Annotated in this window: 14 protein-coding genes and 4 tRNA genes; 10 read left to right on the top strand and 8 right to left on the bottom strand. The window is 70.4% G+C overall.

The window, feature by feature from the left end:
* The first annotated feature begins 3 nt into the window (after positions 1-3).
* Positions 4-207 (top strand): acyl-CoA carboxylase subunit epsilon, encoded by a 204-nt coding sequence (locus OHA37_RS10935; protein ID WP_266904123.1) that lies wholly within the window; start codon positions 4-6, stop codon positions 205-207.
* A gap of 111 nt (positions 208-318) precedes the next feature.
* On the opposite strand, the gene OHA37_RS10930 is transcribed toward OHA37_RS10935, so the two are convergent.
* The 8 genes from OHA37_RS10930 to OHA37_RS10895 form a co-directional block, all read right to left on the bottom strand.
* Positions 319-906 (bottom strand): GTP-binding protein, encoded by a 588-nt coding sequence (locus tag OHA37_RS10930; protein ID WP_073911148.1) that lies wholly within the window; start codon positions 904-906, stop codon positions 319-321.
* On the bottom strand, positions 887-1,492 hold the full coding sequence (locus OHA37_RS10925) for a DUF742 domain-containing protein (RefSeq protein ID WP_266904122.1): 606 nt from the start codon (positions 1,490-1,492) through the stop codon (positions 887-889). Before OHA37_RS10925 ends, OHA37_RS10930 begins: the two co-directional genes overlap by 20 nt.
* Before the next feature lie 93 nt (positions 1,493-1,585).
* Positions 1,586-1,999, bottom strand: coding sequence for a roadblock/LC7 domain-containing protein (locus OHA37_RS10920; RefSeq protein WP_243337850.1), 414 nt, complete (start codon positions 1,997-1,999; stop codon positions 1,586-1,588).
* Between the two features lie 10 nt (positions 2,000-2,009).
* Positions 2,010-5,225 (bottom strand): sensor histidine kinase, encoded by a 3,216-nt coding sequence (locus OHA37_RS10915; RefSeq protein ID WP_266904121.1) that lies wholly within the window; start codon positions 5,223-5,225, stop codon positions 2,010-2,012.
* Between the two features lie 307 nt (positions 5,226-5,532).
* Entirely contained in the window at positions 5,533-6,120 is a 588-nt protein-coding gene (locus tag OHA37_RS10910) for a GTP-binding protein (protein WP_254385735.1), read from the bottom strand.
* The gene (locus tag OHA37_RS10905) at positions 6,101-6,493 is read right to left on the bottom strand and encodes a DUF742 domain-containing protein (protein ID WP_243337752.1); all 393 of its coding nucleotides are present in this window, start codon (positions 6,491-6,493) and stop codon (positions 6,101-6,103) included. The genes OHA37_RS10910 and OHA37_RS10905 overlap by 20 nt, the downstream gene beginning before the upstream one ends.
* 151 nt (positions 6,494-6,644) lie before the next feature.
* Positions 6,645-7,058: a roadblock/LC7 domain-containing protein gene (locus OHA37_RS10900; protein ID WP_008739864.1), complete on the bottom strand. Its 414-nt coding sequence runs from the start codon at positions 7,056-7,058 to the stop codon at positions 6,645-6,647.
* Positions 7,059-7,067: 9 nt separating this feature from the next.
* Entirely contained in the window at positions 7,068-10,805 is a 3,738-nt protein-coding gene (locus tag OHA37_RS10895; RefSeq protein WP_266904120.1) for a sensor histidine kinase, read from the bottom strand.
* A gap of 602 nt (positions 10,806-11,407) precedes the next feature.
* On the opposite strand from OHA37_RS10895, the gene OHA37_RS10890 reads away from it, so the two are divergent.
* The 9 genes from OHA37_RS10890 (at position 11,408) to OHA37_RS10850 (ending at position 15,967) form a co-directional block, all read left to right on the top strand.
* Positions 11,408-11,593 (top strand): hypothetical protein, encoded by a 186-nt coding sequence (locus tag OHA37_RS10890; RefSeq protein ID WP_266904119.1) that lies wholly within the window; start codon positions 11,408-11,410, stop codon positions 11,591-11,593.
* A 101-nt stretch (positions 11,594-11,694) separates the two neighbouring features.
* Complete coding sequence (locus OHA37_RS10885; RefSeq protein ID WP_266904118.1) at positions 11,695-12,486, top strand: fumarylacetoacetate hydrolase family protein; 792 nt, start codon at positions 11,695-11,697, stop codon at positions 12,484-12,486.
* A complete protein-coding gene (gene gltX / locus OHA37_RS10880; protein WP_266904117.1) occupies positions 12,479-13,954 on the top strand; it encodes a glutamate--tRNA ligase in 1,476 nt (491 codons plus the stop codon). The genes OHA37_RS10885 and gltX overlap by 8 nt, the downstream gene beginning before the upstream one ends.
* A 115-nt stretch (positions 13,955-14,069) precedes the next feature.
* A complete protein-coding gene (locus OHA37_RS10875) occupies positions 14,070-14,741 on the top strand; it encodes a DUF4241 domain-containing protein (RefSeq protein ID WP_266904116.1) in 672 nt (223 codons plus the stop codon).
* 10 nt (positions 14,742-14,751) lie between these two features.
* Positions 14,752-15,480 carry an HAD family hydrolase gene (locus tag OHA37_RS10870; protein ID WP_266904115.1) on the top strand — a complete coding sequence of 243 codons (729 nt, stop codon included), beginning with the start codon at positions 14,752-14,754 and terminating at the stop codon, positions 15,478-15,480.
* A gap of 86 nt (positions 15,481-15,566) precedes the next feature.
* Positions 15,567-15,638 (top strand) — tRNA-Gln (locus OHA37_RS10865).
* A gap of 26 nt (positions 15,639-15,664) precedes the next feature.
* Positions 15,665-15,737, top strand: a tRNA-Glu gene (locus tag OHA37_RS10860).
* 61 nt (positions 15,738-15,798) lie between these two features.
* Positions 15,799-15,871 (top strand) — tRNA-Glu (locus OHA37_RS10855).
* A 24-nt stretch (positions 15,872-15,895) separates the two neighbouring features.
* Positions 15,896-15,967: transfer RNA gene (locus tag OHA37_RS10850), tRNA-Gln, on the top strand.
* Positions 15,968-15,977: the final 10 nt, after the last annotated feature.

The raw sequence follows: 15,977 nt of genomic DNA, 5'->3' as shown, positions 1-15,977 counted from the left end.
CCGATGAGCGACGCCACCGGCACACTGCTGAAGGTAGAAAAGGGCAACGCCGAGCCCGAGGAGCTGGCCGCGATCACCGCGATCCTGCTCGCCCGCGCCGCGGCCGCCCCCGAGGAGACCTCGGCCGCCGCCGCCAGCTCCCAGGCCGGCTGGCGCCGCCTGGAGCGCACCCCCGGCTTCCGCGGCCCGCGCAGCTGGCAGGGCTAGTACGACAAGCCCCGCCCGCACCACGTGCAAAGCCCCCCGCACTCCTCGGAGTGCGGGGGGCTTTCGCGTACGACCGGGCGCGTACGACCGGGCGTGCAAGGCCGGGGACGGCTACCGCAGGCGGGCCATGAGGGCGTGCTCGACCAGGGTGATGAGCGCGCTCTTGGCGTCGGCCCGGTGGCGGGCGTCGGTGGTGATGATGGGGGCGTCCGGGCCGATCTGCAGGGCCTCGCGGACTTCCTCCGGGGTGTAGGGCTGGTGCCCGTCGAAGCCGTTGAGGGCGATGACGAAGGGCAGGCCGCTGTTCTCGAAGTAGTCGACGGCGGGGAAGCAGTCGGCGAGACGGCGGGTGTCGACGAGGACCACGGCGCCGATGGCGCCGCGCACGAGGTCGTCCCACATGAACCAGAAGCGGTCCTGACCGGGGGTACCGAAGAGGTACAGGATCAGGTCCTGGTCCAGGGTGATGCGGCCGAAGTCCATGGCGACCGTGGTGGTCGTCTTGTCCCCGGTGTGGGTCAGGTCGTCGATGCCGGCGGAGGCGCTCGTCATGACGGCCTCGGTGCGCAGGGGGTTGATCTCGGAGACGGCGCCGACGAACGTGGTCTTGCCCACGCCGAAGCCACCCGCCACCACGATCTTCGCGGAGGTGGTGGAGCGAGCAGGAGCCGCTCCGCCGTTAGAGCTTGCGAAGTCCACTGAGCACCCTTTCGAGCAGTGTCACATCTGGCTGGCCGCCGGCGGACTCGTCGCCGCCGGGCTGGTGGATGGCTACGAGGCCGGCCTCTGCCAGGTCGGCGACGAGGATCCGGGCTACGCCAAGAGGAATGGAGAGAAGTGCCGAGATCTCCGCGACGGATTTGATCTCCTGGCACAGGAGGCAGATGCGCTGGTGCTCGGGCAACTGCCCTTGCAGACGCGCGGGATCGGCCGTGGTGCTGACCAGTGCCTCGATGGCGAGCTGGTAGCGCGGCCTGGTCCGGCCGCCGGTCATGGCGTACGGGCGCACCAGCGGGTTGTGCGCCTGCGGAGCCTGCGGGCGCCCGCCGCGCGGAGGCTGCTGCGGGGACCGGTAGGACGACTGGCCGGGCTGCTGCTGCGGCTGGCCGTACTGCGGCTGCTGCTGCTGCGGGTAGGGCTGCCGCTGGTACGGCTGCCCGGAGGCCGGGTCGTGCTCCGGCGAGGGCCGGTTGCTGGGAGCGGAAGGAAAGTTGAAGCGGTTCTGGTCGTGCCCACCCTGCGGCTGCTGCGAGCCGCCATAGGGATGTCCTCCGGGTGTTGTCACGTTTCCTCCTCCGACTCCAAGTGCGCGGTACTCCCTGTGGAACCGCGCCACCGCACCCTATGGTGCAGTGACGCGAAACGCACTGCCTGTCTGCTAGTTGAGAAGTCCGCCCTGCAGTTCCGCGCGCAGGTCCGGGGTGAGGACACTGCCGGCGCGGTCCACGAGGAGGGCCATCTCGTACCCCACGAGGCCGATGTCGCACTCGGGGTGAGCGAGCACCGCGAGCGAGGATCCGTCGGAGACGGACATCAGGAAGAGGAATCCGCGGTCCATCTCCACCACCGTCTGGTTGACGGCGCCACCCTCGAAGATGCGCGAGGCACCCGCGGTGAGGGAGGTCAGCCCGGAGGCCACCGCGGCGAGCTGGTCGGCCCGGTCGCGGGGGAAGCCTTCGGACATTGCCAGAAGGAGGCCGTCGGCGGAGACCACCACCGTGTGAGACACCCCTGGGGTGTTGTCCACGAAGTTCGTGATCAACCAGTTCAGGTTCTGTGCCGCCTGGCTCATCGCGCTCACACTAACGCTCCTGGTCATAGCTGTTACTTGACTGCTCGGATCCCGCGTTGCGGCCCTGCTCGACGCCGCGTCGCAGGTTGCTCAACCTGCCACGGACGTCCTCCGGGGCCCGGGAGACCTGGGGGCCGCCCTGCGGAGTCGTCTCTGCGGCACCCTCGACCAGGTTGGCCTTGGGCACCCGCCGAGGGAGACCGGACGGGGTGACCCCGCCCGCCTTCGGCTCACGGAGTTTGGCGGCCTGCTGCCAGCGCTCGTCGTTGTTCGAGCGCCAGTCGGCGGGGCCTTCCGTCTCCCCGGTGGCCTGCTCCGGTGCCGCGGGCTGCTGCTGACGCTGCGGCCGCTGCTCGAAGAGGGAACCGGAGGACTCCGTTTCCTGCTGTCCCGGCCGCTGCTGCGGCTGGCTGCCGCGTCGCGGCAGGCCCGCCCCGGTCACCTGGTGACCGGCGTCGGCCGTGGCGCCCGGACGGTCGAAGCCTACGCGCTCCGGGGCCGGTTCGGGAGCGGCCGGTGATTCCGATTCGGTCCCGTATCCCTGCTGGTAGGAGCCCGAGTAGGTGTTCTGCTGGGGCCACTCTGCCGCTGTGGAAGGGGAATCGTACCCACCGTCGTAGGCCGGGAGTTCCTGTCGCTGATCCGTGTACTCCGGTTCCGGATACGCGTAATCCTGCTGGGTGTACGCGTCGTATCCCTGCCCGGCCTGAGCGGATTCGTAACCGAGGTCGTAGCCCTGCACGGGCTGCTGCTCGTAGCCCTGGTACGGCTGGTACGCGTGCTCCGGCTGAGGTTCCGGATAGTCCGCCGCGGGCTCGTCGTACTGCGACTGCGGCTGGGGCTGCGCCTGCGGGTAGCCGACCTGCGCCTCCAGCGCGGCCCGGCGCTCCTCACGGCCCAGGGACCGGCCGACCGGGTCGGCGGCGGGCTCTTCGTAACCCGGCTGGTCGGCCCGGTGGACCTCGTAGCGCGAGTCGTCGAAGCCGAGCTCGGCGGCGGTGCGCAGCGGGGCCGGCTGCTGGGCCTGCTGGCGCGGGATCATCTGGGAGACGGTGAAGTCGTCCGCCGGGATCTCCTCGCCACCGCCACCGTGGGTGATGGCGTCGGGGAGCATGACCAGCGAGGTGGTGCCGGCCGCTTCGCCCGAGGGGCGCAGCTGGACGCGGATGCCGTGCCGGTCGGCCAGCCGGCCGACCACGAACAGACCCATGCGCTGCGAGATCGCGGCGTCCACGGTCGGCGGGTTGGCGAGCTTGTGGTTGATGTCCGCGAAGTCCTCGGCCGTCAGGCCGATTCCCTTGTCGTGGATCTCGACCATCACCCGGCCGTCGGGCAGACGCGTCGCGTTGACCCGGACCTTGGTCTGCGGGGAGGAGAAGGTGGTGGCGTTCTCCAGCAGCTCGGCGAGCAGGTGCACGAGGTCGGTCACGGCCTGGCCGTGGATCTCGGCCTCGGAGACGCCCGACAGCTCGACGCGCTCGTACTGCTCCACCTCGGAGGAGGCGGCGCGCAGGACGTCGACCAGGGGGACCGGCTGGTCCCAGCGGCGGCCCGGCTCCTCACCCGCGAGGATGAGGAGGTTCTCGCCGTTGCGGCGCATGCGGGTGGCCAGGTGGTCCAGGCGGAAGAGGTTCTCCAGCTGGTCCGGGTCGGCCTCGTTGTTCTCCAGCTCGGTGATCAGGCTCAGCTGGCCCTCGATCAGCGACTGGTTGCGCATGGAGAGGTTCGTGAAGATCGCGTTGACGTTGCCCCGCAGGAGGGCCTGCTCGGCGGCGAGCCGGACGGCCTCGCGGTGGATCTGGTCGAAGGCGCGGGCGACCTCGCCGATCTCGTCCTGGGAGTCGATCGGGATCGGCACCACCCGGGTGTCGACCTTGCCCGGGTCGGTGCGCGAGAGCTGGTCGACGAGCATCGGCAGGCGCTGCTCGGCGACGTCGAAGGCGCCGTTGCGCAGCCGGCGCATCGCCTTGCTCATCTGGCGGGCCATCATGCCGGCCAGGATGAAGGCGGCGAGCAGGGCCACGACCACGATGGCGCCGGTCAGGATGGCGTCGTTGCGGGCCTCGTCGGAGACGGCTACGGCGTCCTTGAGGGCCTTGTCGAGGAGTTCCTTCTCGAGCTGGTTGTAGCCGTCGAACTTGGCGGTCGCGGCGGCCTGCCAGGCCGCCGGGGTGGTTCCGCCGTTGGCGAGGGCGGCCGGCTTCGCGCCGCTGGCTATCGCCTCGGTCATACCGGTGAGCGCGGAGTTGTTGACCACCGGCGGGGCCCGGAAGACGGTGCCCGCCTCCTCGGCCGCCTTCTTGGCGTCGACGAGCTTCTGGGCGCCCTCCGCGGACTTCGCGCCCATGATGTCCTTGAGGCGCGCGACGTCCTCGTCGGTGCCGGCGGCGACGTACTCGCCGATGGCGATCTCTTCGAGGTACGCGTACGAGGAGAAGGCGACGAGCTGGGCCTTGCGGATGTCGTCGTTCTCGCTCGGCCGCACCAGCAGGTGGGTGCCCACCGAGCGCTGCAGCGAGTTCGCGGCCTTGGACAGTTCGAGCGCGTAGACCATGCGGCCGTACGAGGTCACGTTGCCGGTGCCGAGTCCCAGCTCGTTCGAGAACTGCATGAGGTAGTGCTGGACCAGCACGTACCCCTCTTCGGTCGGGATCGGGCCCATCGCCTTCGGGAGGGCCTTCTTCGGCGTCTCGAAGTCCTTCACGTAGGCCGTCTTGCGGACCTGCTCCAGCTTCGGCTCCTCCTGGCGGAAGAGCTCCAGGCGGCGCTCCAGGCCCTGGCCCTCGGGCAGCTCCTTCGCGACCTCGGCGAACTTCGCCTTGGCCGCGTCGGTGGCGGAGTAAGCCTTCAGGACCGGCTCGGAATCGCGCTGGCCCTTGAGCAGGGCCTCGGCGGTCAGGTCGCGCTCGTTGAGGAGCGCCTGGCCGTATTCGGCCGCGGCCTGGACGATGACGGCGGTCTGCTCGGCGTCCTTGGCCTCGTCCCAGGTGTCGATGGACCCCTTCACCTGGAAGCCGCCCATCACCAGTCCGACGAGGACCGGGACGAGCAGGATGGCGTTCAGACGGGTCGGCACGCGCCAGTTGCGGGGCGAGAACCTGCTGGTGCTGCCACCGCTCACGGATGGTTCCACGGGTACGTCAAAGGATGACGCGGCCGCGCGCGGCGGCGGGGTGAAGTTGCCGCGCGCGGGTTCATCCGCGGGGCTCGAGTTGCTTCGCCTCACTCGACCAACAACCTCTCGGCGGTGCTACTAGCTAGTTCGTTGAATTCCAGCACGGTTAACGGCCGTGTTCCAAACAGTTGAAATCGGCCATTCCTAGAGCCTTATGTCCCACATAAATCGGACATAAAGAGCGTCCTGCGGCAAAAGCGGGGCCAGTTGTGAGCGCAGTGACACCGGGCGAACGCACCCTGTCGCCAACTACCGGCAATTCTCTGTCGAAACGTTATGAACGAAGGGGGCGGGCCGTGTCGCATGACACAGCCCGCCCCCCAAAACCAGCCGGTGAAGCCCTCGCCCCGCGCAGCCCCTACTTGAGCCGCGCCATCAGGGCGTGCTCGACGAGCGTGATGAGCGCGCTCTTGGCGTCCGCGCGGTGGCGGGCGTCGGTGGTGATGATGGGGGCGTCCGGGCCGATCTGCAGGGCCTCGCGGACTTCCTCCGGGGTGTAGGGCTGGTGCCCCTCGAAGCCGTTGAGCGCCACGACGAACGGCAGGCCGCTGTTCTCGAAGTAGTCGACGGCCGGGAAGCAGTCGGCCAGGCGCCGCGTGTCGACCAGGACGATCGCCCCGATGGCGCCGCGCACGAGGTCGTCCCACATGAACCAGAAGCGGTCCTGACCGGGGGTACCGAAGAGGTACAGGATCAGGTCCTGGTCCAGGGTGATGCGGCCGAAGTCCATGGCGACCGTGGTGGTCGTCTTGTCCCCGGTGTGGGTCAGGTCGTCGATGCCCGCACTCGCGGACGTCATCACGGCCTCGGTGCGCAGCGGATTGATCTCGGAGACGGCGCCGACGAACGTGGTCTTGCCCACGCCGAAGCCACCCGCCACCACGATCTTCGCGGAGGTGGTGGAGCGAGCAGGAGCCGCTCCACCATTAGAGCTTGCGAAGTCCACTGAGAACCCTCTCGAGCAGCGTTACATCCGGCGTTCCGCCGGCCTCTCCATTGCCCGGCTGGTGGATGGCCACCATGCCGGCCTCCGCCAGGTCGGCGACGAGGATCCGGGCGACACCGAGCGGCATGTTCAGCAGCGCGGAGACCTCCGCGACCGACTTGACCTCACGGCACAGGGTGCAGATGCGCTGGTGTTCCGGGAGCAGCCCGGACAGGTGCATCGGATCGGCCGTGGTGCTGACCAGGGCCTCGATGGCGAGCTGGTAGCGCGGTCGGGTCCGGCCACCGGTCATCGCATACGGACGAACCAGCGGCTGGTCGCCTTCCGAGTACGAATCTCCGTACTGATCGGAATAGGCGGGGGGCGGGGTCATTGATCCTCCGGGCTGGACAGCAAAGGTCAGCGTGCCGTCTGACGGGGCGGCCGGTGGGGGGACGGTATGACGGCCTGGTGGTGGTACTGGGTTCCGGGGCTGCGGCCCCGGTCCCCCGGCCGGCAGTACCGTCCGGCCGGGAGAGCGGCAGTCAGATGAGCAGGCTTCCCTGCAGTTCCGCGCGCAGGTCCGGGGTGAGGACACTGCCGGCGCGGTCTACGAGGAGGGCCATCTCGTACCCCACCAGGCCGATGTCGCACTCGGGGTGCGCCAGTACGGCCAGCGAGGATCCGTCGGAGACGGACATCAGGAAGAGGAATCCGCGGTCCATCTCCACCACCGTCTGGTTGACGGCGCCACCCTCGAAGATGCGGGACGCGCCCGCGGTGAGGGAGGTCAGCCCGGAGGCCACCGCGGCGAGCTGGTCGGCCCGGTCGCGGGGGAAGCCTTCGGACATTGCCAGAAGGAGGCCGTCGGCGGAGACCACCACGGTGTGGGACACACCGGGGGTGTTGTCCACGAAGTTCGTGATCAACCAGTTCAGGTTCTGTGCCGCCTGGCTCATCGAACTCAACTATCGCTCCTGCTGGTAAGTGGGGTCGATGTGGTAACTGCCGGTGGCCGGGCCGGTGGTGCCGGCCTGCCGACCCTGCTGGATACCGCGTCGGAGGTTGGTGAGACGGCCGCGGACATCGTCCGGGGACCGCGAAACCTGGGGGCCGGCCTGTGCTTCGGCCTGCTGCTGCGCGGTGCCGGCCACGAGGTTCGCCCGAGGGACCCGGCGGGGCAGACCCGACGTGGTGATACCGCCGGCGGCGGGCTGGCGCACGCGCTCGGCCTGCCGCATCAGCTCGTCGTTCGGAGAGGAGCGCCAGCTCACGGTCGGCACGGCGCCGGTGGCCGTCTGCGCGGTCTCGGCCGGAGCCTGCTCCTGGCCGCGCTGCGGCAGCTGGTGCTGCTGCGGACGCTGGGGGGAGGCGGGAGCCGCGATCGCCGGAGCGGACTGCTGCGGCTGCTGGGGCACTACCGGCGCCGGCGCGGGGGCCTGGGCGGCCTCCTGGCGGAACCAGTTCGACTCCAGCGTGTCGAAGATCGGGCTGCGGCCCTCGCCGGTGCCCGGACCGGCCGGGGGCAGGGCCTCCGGACGGGGCGCCTGCGGCAGCCGCGGAGCCTCGGCGCGCGCAGGCGGTACGGGGGCCTGCCGGCCCTGGGGCTGCGGGGCCTGGCCGGGCTGGGCGTAGCCGCCGACACCGGGGCCGCCGGGCCGCTGGGCCTGGAAGTCCTGGCGGGCGAACTGGCCGGTGGTGGAGGCCGGGTCGCCGAAGTCGGGACGGGCGAACTGGCTCGTGGCGCCGTTTTCGAGGCCGGCCTGGCCGCCGTTGCCGCCGGCCTGCGGGGCCGGGGCATTGAAGTCGGGGCGGGGGAACTCGGACGTGGAGCCCGGACCCGACAGCTCGTCGTGGCCGCGCGGCTCGTCGTGCCCGCGCTGGCCCGCACCCCAACTGGTGGTCTGGGGCATCGCGGCGGGTCCGCCGACCGCGCCCGGGAGCTCCGGACGGGGAGCGCCACCGCGCGGCGGAAGCTGCGGCCGGGGGCCGCGGGCGGCCGGGCCGCCGGACTGCTGCTGCCCCTGACCCTGCTGCTGGGGCTGGTACGGAGCCTGCGGCTGCTGCGGCTGCTGCGGGCGCTCGAAGCCGTTGCCCTGCGGGAAGCCGCCGGGACCGGACGCCGTGGGGGCGCCGGCCGGACGGGCCTGCGGACCGCCGAAGCCGCCCGGGCCGCCGGGACCGGAGACCGGGCCGCGGCCGGGCAGCGGAGCACCCGAACCGAAGGCGCTCTGGGTCTGGCCGCCGGGGCCCTGCTGCTGCGGGGGCCGTCCGCCCTGCGGGCCGGGGCCCTGGGGCTGACCGCCGGGGCCGCCGTCGCGGCCCGGCAGGGCCGCGCGCTGGCTGCCGGCGGAAACCTGGCCGCGCTGCGGGGCGGCGCCCACGGGGGGACGCGCGCCGGGAGCGGGGACCGAGCCCTGCGCCTGGCCGCCGGGGCCACCCTGACCGGGGGCGCCGGGGGAACCCTGACCGCCCTGACCGGGCATCGGCGCCGGCTTCTTGCCGCCCTGGGCGACGTCCACCGGGAGCATGACGAGGGCCGTCGTACCGCCCGAGTCGGAGGGGCGGAGCTGGATGCGGATGCCGTGTCGCAGGGACAGGCGGCCGACCACGAACAGACCCATGCGGCGGGAGACGGAGACGTCCACGGTCGGCGGCGACGCGAGCCGCTCGTTGATCGCGGCGAGGTCCTCGGGGGAGAGGCCGATACCGGTGTCGTGGATCTCGACGAGCACACGGCCGTCGGGCAGCGCGTGCCCGGTGACCTTGACCTTGGTCTGCGGGGAGGAGAACGAGGTGGCGTTCTCCAGCAGCTCGGCGAGCAGGTGCACGAGGTCGTTGACGACGCGGCCGGCGACGTCGGTGCCGGGCACCGACGAGAGTTCGATGCGCTCGTACTGCTCCACCTCGGACGCCGCGGCACGGAGCACGTCGACGAGCGGGACGGGGCGGGTCCACCGGCGGCCCGGCTCCTCGCCCGCGAGGACGAGGAGGTTTTCGCCGTTACGGCGCATGCGGGTCGCGAGGTGGTCGAGCTTGAAGAGCGAGGACAGCTGGTCCGGGTCGGCCTCGCGCGACTCCAGCTCGGAGATGAGCGAGAGCTGGCGCTGGATGAGGCCCTGCGAACGGCGCGAGAGGTTGGTGAACATCGCGTTGACGTTGCCTCGCAGGAGGGCCTGCTCGGCGGCGAGGCGGACGGCCTCGCGGTGCACGTCGTCGAAGGCCGCCGCCACCTGGCCGATCTCGTCGCGGGTGTGCAGACCGACGGACTCCACCGTCGTGTCCACGTCCTGCGGGTCGGACTCGGACAGCTGCTTGACGAGCTCGGGCAGCCGGTCCTGGGCGACGCGGGTCGCGGTGTCCTGGAGGCGGCGCAGGGAGCGGATCATCGAGCGGGCCATGACGAAGGCGCCGACGAGGGAGACACCGAGGACGAGGAGGATCAGCGCACCGTTGATGATGGCGTCGCGCTGCGACTCGTTCTTGAGCTCGCGGGCCTTCTGCTCCATGTCCTCGAGCAGGGTGATCTCGATGATCTCCATGGCCTGGAGCTTGACGTCGTCCGAGTCGTACCAGTTCATCCAGGAGCGGTTCTTCTCCTTGGCGAACTGGTCCTTGTTCCCGAGGACGCGGCGCGCGTAGCCGTCGGCGTCGGCGATCTCCTGGTTGCCGTCGCCGAGCGAGGCGAGGAGCTCCTCGGGCTTGCCCTGGTAGGCGAGTTCGAAGGTCTTCTGCGCCTGCTCTTCGCTGTTCTGCGCGGAGCGGGCGTAGAGCCGGTCGTTCTCGCTGAGGTTGCCGGGCTTCGTGGGGTCGGCCGGGAGCGCGGCGGCGATGATCGCGCGCTGGATGGAGGCGTACTCCTTGGCGGAGGAGAACGCGGCCAGGGCGCGGGTGCGCTTGATCATCTCGGGGTTCGAGGTGGCCTGCGCCATTTCCTGCGAGAGCGAGAGCAGCGAGACGACCAGCGCGTTGTACTCGGTGACGGTCTGCTGGGCGCCGTTCTGGTACGCGCCCTTGCGGATCTCTTCGAGGTTGTTGAGCCCGTGGGCGATCTGCAGGATGTTGTTGCGGATCGACCTGAGCGTCTCGTCGTTGCCCTCGGCGACGTCGACCTTGTCGGTCGCTGCGGCGAAGGCCTTGACGGCGGTGTTGGTCGACTCGCGGACGCCCGTGACGAGGCTGCTGGGCTTCCCGGAGCGGTCGACGGACAGCGGGCCGGCGGAGTTGTCACGCTCGGCCTGGAGCATGGCGGCCAGGTGGGTGGCCTGCCGCGTCATGGTCGTCAGCAGCTGCATGTGCTCCAGCTGCGCGATGTCGTTGAGCGAGTCGTTGATGCGGAAGCCACCGAGGGTGGTGGCGGCGACGACCGGCAGGGTCAGCAGCGACACCAGTCGCGTACTGATGCGCCAGTTCTGCATGGCCAGGCGTGAACCGGACCCGCGGGAGGTCTGGGGTATCGCGACGTCGCGGCTGCCCGACTCGTCGTCGGCCTTGGCGCCGGCCTTGGGCTTGGCCCGGCCCTTGGGCTTCGCCGGGGCGGAGCCGTCGGGGCCCCCGCTCTCGACAGCCGGCCCGCGGTTCTGGGCGTGCTGGGGCGAGGAGCCACGGTCGGTCCCGCCGCGCGGGTCCTGCTCCGGCGCGGCTTCCCCACGGCCCTGACGGGCCTGGGGAGACCCCTTGTCATCCCTCTTGAATCGTCCCTGCACTAGCGTCGCAACCTCTGGACCAGGCGTCCCGCCGGGCGACCGGTGGGACGGTGTCGAGTCGTGGGGCAATGCGCCCCATGGTGGTCGTCGGTGACCGGCGCGTCTCCCTCTCCGTTGCCGCCGCGCTCGGCGCTGTCTCGCGCCATCTGCGCGCCGGCTGATTCCCGCGGCGGTCCCGCGAATTCCAGCACAGAGGCGGATCTCCAACAAGGTGCGAGTCCCGCCCTGGACAGTCGGTCACGTCTGGTGACGCGTGCACTACCCGTCGTGCGTGCCAATTCATACGGAATCGGACTTACGCCGCCCAAACCCCGCGCCTGGCATGCTGTCCCAGTCGCGATGATCGGGAGCGGAATGGCGCATTCAGTGGCGCAATGTCCGTTTTGTAGGGCAGAATTGACTGCCCGTTATGCCCGTAATGCCTGGCCGCTGGTGAGCAAACTCACATAGCCGTGGCCATTACTTCCCGGTTCGGCGGGGGATTCAGATGTTTAGCCTTGAGCTTTACAGGGTTGCCGCGAGCGACAAGCGGCACTCCGAAGGCATTCCGGCGGCACCCGCCGCCACCATCCGACCTAGTGAGCCGAGGGCTTCGCACTCCGATGAAGACGACGATGATGTTCCGCAACATAGCCAACCCGCGCCGCACCACCCTCGCGCACCTCAAGGACGCCGAGGAGCTGCAGGCGGTGCCGGTCCCGGAGCACACCGTCGAGCTGCCGACCCAGACCGCGAACCCGCGCCGCACCATCCTCATGAACGCGCCGGTCGCCACCGCCGCGCAGTAGGGGGTGTCCGGCGAAAGCCGCGCGAAGCGTCGGCCCCCACCGCGTTAGCCTGGAGCCCGCAGACTCCAGCCAGCGGAAATACAGAGGGGCAGACGCAACACGTGCGCATCGCCAGGTTCTCGATCGACGGCAATGTCGCGTTCGGCGCGGTCGAGGGCAGCACTGCCCTCGCGGCGTCCGAAGGTGAGCTCGTCCTCGACATCATCAAGGGCATCCCGTTCGCGGACTTCGAGCTCTCGGGCACGAAGGTCCCGCTGAGCAAGGTCCGGCTGCTGCCGCCCGTGCTCCCGAACAAGGTCGTGGCCATCGGCCGCAACTACGCGGAGCACGCGGCGGAGCTGGGCAACGAGGTCCCGGACGTCCCGATCACCTTCTTCAAGCCCTCCACCTCGGTGATCGGCCCGGGCGACCCGATCGCCTACCCGTCCTTCTCCCAGGACCTCCACCACGAGGCGGAGCTCGCCGTGGTCATCGGCCGCATGTGCCGCGAGGTCCCGCGCGAGCGCGTCAAGGACGTCATCCTCGGCTACACCTGCGCCAACGACGTCACCGCGCGCGACGTCCAGCAGCGCGAGAAGCAGTGGGCCCGGGCCAAGGGCTTCGACGGCTCCTGCCCCCTCGGCCCCTGGATCGAGACGGACCTCGACCCCGGCGACCTGACCATCCAGTGCACCGTCAACGGCGAACAGCGCCAGCTCGGCCGCACCAGCCAGATGGTCCGCTCCATCGAGGACCTGATCGTGCACATCACCGAGGCCATGACGCTGCTCCCGGGCGACGTCATCCTCACGGGGACCCCGGCCGGAGTCGGCCCCCTGAACGTCGGCGACGAGGTCGCCGTCACCATCGAAGGCATCGGCACTCTCACCAACAAGGTGATCAAGCGTGGCTAACGCGACCCCCCGCGTACGTTTCTGTCCGTCCCCGACCGGCAACCCCCACGTGGGTCTGGTCCGCACGGCCCTCTTCAACTGGGCGTTCGCCCGCCACCACGGCGGTACGTTCGTCTTCCGCATCGAGGACACCGACGCGGCCCGCGACTCCGAGGAGTCCTACGGCCAGCTGCTCGACTCGCTGCGCTGGCTCGGCTTCACCTGGGACGAGGGCCCCGAGGTCGGGGGCCCGCACGCCCCGTACCGCCAGTCTGAGCGCATGGACATCTACAAGGACGTCGCGCAGAAGCTCCAGGACGGCGGCTACGCCTACCACTGCTACTGCACCACCGAGGAGCTGGACGCCCGCCGCGACGCGGCCCGCGCCGCCGGCAAGCCCTCCGGCTACGACGGCCAGTGCCGCGACCTCTCCGCGGAGCAGAAGGCCGCGTACGAGGCCGAGGGCCGCACCTCGATCGTCCGCTTCCGGATGCCCGACGGTCCGATCACCTTCACGGACCTGGTCCGCGGCGAGCTGACCTTCACCCCCGACAACGTGCCGGACTTCGGCATCGTCCGGGCCAACGGCGCCCCGCTCTACACGCTCGTCAACCCGGTCGACGACGCGCTGATGGAGATCACCCACGTCCTGCGCGGCGAGGACCTGCTGTCCTCCACCCCGCGCCAGATCGCGCTCTACGGGGCCCTGATCGAGCTCGGCATCGCCAAGGCCGTGCCAGCCTTCGGCCACCTGCCGTACGTGATGGGCGAGGGCAACAAGAAGCTCTCCAAGCGCGACCCCGAGGCCTCGCTCAACCTGTACCGCGAGCGCGGCTTCCTCCCCGAGGGCCTGCTGAACTACCTCTCGCTGCTCGGCTGGTCCTTCTCCAAGGACCAGGACATCTTCTCGATCGAGGAGATGGTGGAGAAGTTCGACATCCCGGACGTCAACGCCAACCCGGCGCGCTTCGACCTCAAGAAGGCCGAGTCGATCAACGCGGACCACATCCGCCTGCTCGACCCGAAGGCCTTCGCGGACCGCTGCGCCCCGTGGCTCCAGGCCCCGCACGCCAACTGGGCGCCCGAGGACTTCGACGCCGCCGCCTGGGAGCGCATCGCGCCGTACGCCCAGACCCGCGTCACGGTCCTGTCCGACATCACGGCCAACGTCGACTTCCTGTTCCTGAAGGAGCCGGTCGAGGACCAGGCCGCGTGGGACAAGGCGATGAAGGGCGACCCGGCGGCCCTCCTCACCACGGCCCGCGAGAACCTCGCCGCCGCCGACTGGTCGGACCCCGAGTCCCTCAAGCAGGCGGTCCTCACCGCCGGCGAGGCCCACGGCCTCAAGCTCGGCAAGGCCCAGGCCCCGGTCCGTGTCGCCGTCACCGGCCGCACGATCGGACTGCCGCTCTTCGAGTCCCTCGAAATCCTGGGCAAGGACCGCTCGCTGTCCCGCATCGACGCGACCCTGGCGAAGCTCACCGCCTGACCCGCACATCCCCCGTAGGGGCGGCAGCCGAACCGGCTGCCGCCCCTACGGCGTTGTCGGTGCCGGGCGTTACGGTCCGCGGAGTCGATCACACGCTCCCCGGAGGGCCCGCACCATGCCGATGACCGCACCCGACTACGCCCTGCACTTCACGCCGGGCCACTCCTTCGCGTACGAGAGCGGGCAGAGGGGGGTTCTCTCCCTGGCCCCCGTGGGCGAACTGTCCCTGCCCACGGGCCGGGTCGTGGCCTGTGACCCCTTCGTCTACCTGGGTTCGGGGGACATCGCCCCGTTCACCACGCAGGTGTCCCCGGGCCGGTACCGGGTGGAGGCCGCGATAGCCACGCTGACCAGGCCGGGGGAGGCGCCGGCGGCGAGTCCGCACACGCGGGTCGCCGCCGCGCGCCTCGTGATCCGGGACGTACCGGCCGTGACCTGGGAGCTCGCGCTCCAGGACGGGCAGGACATCGCGCGGCTCGGCGACGACGAGTTCTTCGGCTACGGGGTGGACGCGGGCACCGGCTGTTTCTACGACGCGTCCGCCGACGGGTCCTTCCCCGGGACGGAGGACGAGGAGGGCCCGGTGTGGGCGGCGATGGAGACCGTGGGGGACGGCCCCGAGGTGTTCCTGGCGACGGGCCCGGACGGAGACACGCTCGCGGGCTTCACCTCGGGCTGGGGTGACGGCGTCTATCCGACCTGGGTGGGACGGGACGAGGCCGGCGAGGTGACCTGCTTCCTGACGGACTTCTTCGTCGTGCCCCCGGCGGACGGGGCCCCGGCGTAGGGTCGGCCGTATGGCGATCCGTGCGGTGCTCTGGGACATCGACGACACCCTTTTCGACTACACCGGGGCCGATCGGGCCGGGCTCGCGGCGCACCTGGCCGACGAGGGCATCGCGGAGCGGTACGGGGCTCCGCGCGAGGCGCTCGCGCTGTGGCGGCGGATCACCGACCGCCACTGGGAGCGGTTCGCGGCCGGGGAGGGCACCTTCCAGGGGCAGCGCCGCGACCGGGTGCGGGAGTTCCTCGGGGAGCCCGACATGAGCGATGCACAGGCCGACGACTGGTTCGGGCGGTACGTGGAGCACTACACGGCCGCCTGGGAGCTCTTCCCCGACGTGGTGCCCGTACTGGACGCCCTGGCCGGCGGCTACCGGCACGGGGTGCTCTCCAACTCCTCCGTGGCCAACCAGGACCCCAAGCTGCGCCACCTCGGCCTGCGCGACCGCTTCGAGGTCCTGGTGTGCGCCGTGGAGCTGGGCGTCAGCAAGCCCGAGGCCGGCGCCTTCCTCGCCGCGTGCGCCGAGATGGGGCTGGAGCCGGGGGAAGTGGTCTACGTGGGAGACCAGCCGGAGATCGACGCGCGCGGCGCCCGTGACGCCGGGCTGACGGCCGTGTGGCTCGACCGTGACGGATCGCGCGGTCCCGGGCCGGAGGGCGTGCACCGAATCGCCGGACTCGACCGGCTCCCGCAGGTGCTGGCCGGGGATACCCGTTTTGGAGCACGGTCAGGCATCCGGTAATGTTCTTTCTGCGCCGCCCGAGCGGGCCGAAAGGCCGGGCCGGAGGCGCTAACCGAACGAAAGTCCCTCAGGGTCTTGAGTTTTGGTGGGCTATAGTGTAATTGGCAACACGAGGGTTTCTGGTTCCCTTATTCTAGGTTCGAGTCCTGGTAGCCCAGCGCAGTTCAGTAGTGACGCAGTGCTTGCCCCCGTTGTGTAGCGGCCTAGCACGCCGCCCTCTCAAGGCGGTAGCGCCGGTTCGAATCCGGTCGGGGGTACAGATCCTTCCCGCGAGATTTCCAGGGTCGCACCCGGATGTTTTGATGCAGGATCGCTAGGGCCCCCGTTGTGTAGCGGCCTAGCACGCCGCCCTCTCAAGGCGGTAGCGCCGGTTCGAATCCGGTCGGGGGTACGGTGTCTAGTTGGTCTAGACCTTTGGGCTATAGTGTAATTGGCAACACGAGAGTTTCTGGTTCTCTTATTCTAGGTTCGAGTCCTGGTAGCCCAGCGCAGTACCG

Origin of the sequence: Streptomyces sp. NBC_00335, assembly GCF_036127095.1 — a bacterium.
Taxonomy (GTDB): domain Bacteria; phylum Actinomycetota; class Actinomycetes; order Streptomycetales; family Streptomycetaceae; genus Streptomyces.
This window is presented reverse-complemented; position numbering and strand designations above follow the sequence as displayed.

Bases quoted from the DNA above. Each gene is read 5' to 3' on its own strand.
- OHA37_RS10935 (WP_266904123.1), top strand. From the start codon at position 4: ATGAGCGACGCCACCGGCACACTGCTGAAGGTAGAAAAGGGCAACGCC.
- OHA37_RS10920 (WP_243337850.1), bottom strand. From the start codon at position 1,999: ATGAGCCAGGCGGCACAGAACCTGAACTGGTTGATCACGAACTTCGTG.
- OHA37_RS10905 (WP_243337752.1), bottom strand. From the start codon at position 6,493: ATGACCCCGCCCCCCGCCTATTCCGATCAGTACGGAGATTCGTACTCG.
- OHA37_RS10900 (WP_008739864.1), bottom strand. From the start codon at position 7,058: ATGAGCCAGGCGGCACAGAACCTGAACTGGTTGATCACGAACTTCGTG.
- OHA37_RS10890 (WP_266904119.1), top strand. From the start codon at position 11,408: ATGAAGACGACGATGATGTTCCGCAACATAGCCAACCCGCGCCGCACC.
- OHA37_RS10875 (WP_266904116.1), top strand. From the start codon at position 14,070: ATGCCGATGACCGCACCCGACTACGCCCTGCACTTCACGCCGGGCCAC.
- OHA37_RS10870 (WP_266904115.1), top strand. From the start codon at position 14,752: ATGGCGATCCGTGCGGTGCTCTGGGACATCGACGACACCCTTTTCGAC.